Source organism: Polaromonas sp. P1_G4 (genome assembly GCF_056405475.1).
On sequence record NZ_JBFUCA010000583.1, the window covers coordinates 1 to 2,472 of the forward strand.

Genomic DNA, 2,472 nt, shown 5'->3' on the forward strand with positions numbered 1-2,472 from the left:
CCCGCGATCACGGCCTGTTTGATGGTTTCCGTGCTCTTGATCTCCATCGCGATGTTGAGGTCGGCCAGGTGCGCGCCGAAGCCCTCCTCCATCGAATTCCAGGTATCGGAACCCTTTTCACGCACAACAAAGGGTTCGCTGGCCAGGCGCGATAGCGGAATGCGCTTTTTGGCTGCCAGCGGATGGTTGGGCGCCGCCACAACAACATAAGGGTGCGGGGCGAAAGGTTCGCTCACTGTGTCCATATCCAGCGGCGGGCGCACCATGACGGCCAGATCCGTCAGGTTATCGGTCAGCTGGCTCAAGAGTTCCTCGCGATTGCAGACGCCGAAGTCCAGCGTCACGCCCGAGTGGCGCCGTGCGAACTCGACGAGCAGGCGCGGAAAAAAATAATCTCCGGCGCTGATCACCGCAACATTCAGCTTGCCGCCGGAGATGCCCTTGAACTGCGCCATGGCTTCTTCCACCTCCTTGAACTGCTGGATGATGATCCGGCTGGAGTGAAGCATCTCAATGCCCGCCGGCGTGAGATGAATTTTTTTTCCGAGCTGCTCAAACAGTGGAAGGCCTGCGTGGTCTTCCAGTTTGTTGACCTGGATGGACACCGCCGGCTGTGTCAAGTGCAGCTCTTCGGCGGCTCGCGAAAAGCTCAAGTTGCGGGCCACAGCCTCGAACACCTTAAGCTGGCGCAACGTCGCATTCTTCATCTCGGCCCCTTTAATCCATAACTCATAAGTAATTCATGGTATCAAATGGGTTAGCAATGAATAATCATTCATTACGGGCCGGTCGACCTGGGCAAGCTTTCGCCCGTAGCTATTTCTGGTCCGCCCACCAGGACTCGCCGAACTGGCCTTGCAGCCAGCCGACAAAGCCGTTGACCTTGGCCGGCACCAATTGGGGCGAAGGATAAACAGCATGGATTTCCTGCGATGGCAGCACCCAGCCGCTCAGGAGGGGCACCAGAGTACCGCTGCGCACCGACTCATGCGCCACATACCGGGGCAAGGCAGCCACGCCCATACCGCCGCGCGCTGCCACCAGCAGCGCCGAGAGATTGTTCGAGCGCAGCGGCCCACTGACCGAGACCTGACGCGCTTGGCCTTCGGCTCCGTTGAAATGCCAGCGCGCATCGCCTTGCACCGTGCTGTAGATCAGCGCATCGTGCGTGACAAGATCCGCAGGATCGGCCGGCGCACCGCGCTTCTTGATGTATTCGGGCGAGGCCACGACCACCCACGGGTTGATACCCAGGTAACGCGCCCCTAACGTCGAGTCAGCGAGCGGCCCCATCCGGATCGCCACGTCAATGCCTTGCTCAACCAGGTTGACATAACGGTCTTCAAAGTTCAGCTCGATTTGCAATTTGGGGTGCATCTGCATGAAACGCATGACCAGCGGCACCAGCACGCGCCGTCCGAAAGCTACGGAGGTAGTGATTCGCAGGCCGCCCTGGACCTGCGACTGCAATAGCGCCGCCACCGTCTCGGCCTCTTCGACATGGTGCGCGATCAGCTTGCACTTGGCGTAATACAGTGCGCCGATCTCGGTGGGCGTCACGCCACGGGTCGAACGATGGAGCAGCCGTGAACCCAGCTGCTTTTCCAGTTGCACCACCAGCTTGGTGGCCGAYGGCTGGCCCATACCCATATCGGCAGCAGCCTTGCTGAAAGAGCCGAGGTCAACCACGCGAATGAAAAGCCGGATGGCTTGAATGCGGTCCATGGCCGCAAGTAGACCACGGCGACATCGGCCAGGCAATCATTTATTCCAAATTGGAATAAGCGTAATGCACGGGATGGGGCTTCCCCGCAGCCATCAACGCCGCGACCATCCGTCCAACGATCAGCAACCCTCTAGGAGACTTCAATGGCAAAAATGAAGGCCGCCATGGCCGCCGTTCTGGTGATGGAAAAAGAAGGCATCACGCAAGCTTTTGGTGTGCCCGGCGCAGCCATCAACCCGTTTTACTCCGCACTGCGTGAGCGCCAGTCAATCACGCATATCCTGGCGCGGCACGTCGAGGCCGCATCGCACATGGCCGAAGGCTACACACGCGCCAAGGCCGGAAACATCGGGGTGTGCATAGGCACCAGCGGCCCAGCCGGTACCGACATGATCACCGGGCTGTACTCGGCAATTGCCGACAGCATCCCCATTTTGTGCATCACCGGGCAGGCGCCCCGTGCGCGCCTGTACAAGGAGGATTTCCAGGCAGTAGACATTGAATCCATCTCCAAGCCGGTCACTAAATGGAGCGTGACTGTGCGTGAGCCGGCCTTGGTGCCGCGTTCCTTCCAGCAGGCCTTTCACCTGATGCGCTCGGGACGACCCGGCCCGGTGCTGATCGACCTGCCTTTTGATGTGCAGATGGCCGAAATTGAATTCGACATTGACACCTATGAGCCGCTACCGGTCTACAAGCCGGCTGCAAGCCGCAAACAGATCGAAAAAGCACTCGACATGCTTGCT

General features: G+C 59.5%; 3 protein-coding genes. 1 reads left to right on the top strand and 2 read right to left on the bottom strand.

Features of this window, described 5'->3' with window-relative positions:
- Both AC1D1X_RS20810 and AC1D1X_RS20815 read right to left on the bottom strand, forming a co-directional pair.
- On the bottom strand, window positions 1–707 hold a 707-nt coding region (locus AC1D1X_RS20810), incomplete at its 3' end, for a LysR family transcriptional regulator (RefSeq protein ID WP_477699059.1).
- Window positions 708–816: 109 nt separating this feature from the next.
- Window positions 817–1,725: a LysR family transcriptional regulator gene (locus AC1D1X_RS20815; protein WP_477669199.1), complete on the bottom strand. Its 909-nt coding sequence runs from the start codon at window positions 1,723–1,725 to the stop codon at window positions 817–819.
- A 144-nt stretch (window positions 1,726–1,869) separates the two neighbouring features.
- On the opposite strand from AC1D1X_RS20815, the gene AC1D1X_RS20820 reads away from it, so the two are divergent.
- Window positions 1,870–2,472: thiamine pyrophosphate-binding protein (locus AC1D1X_RS20820; RefSeq protein ID WP_477699060.1), on the top strand; the 603-nt coding region annotated here is incomplete at its 3' end.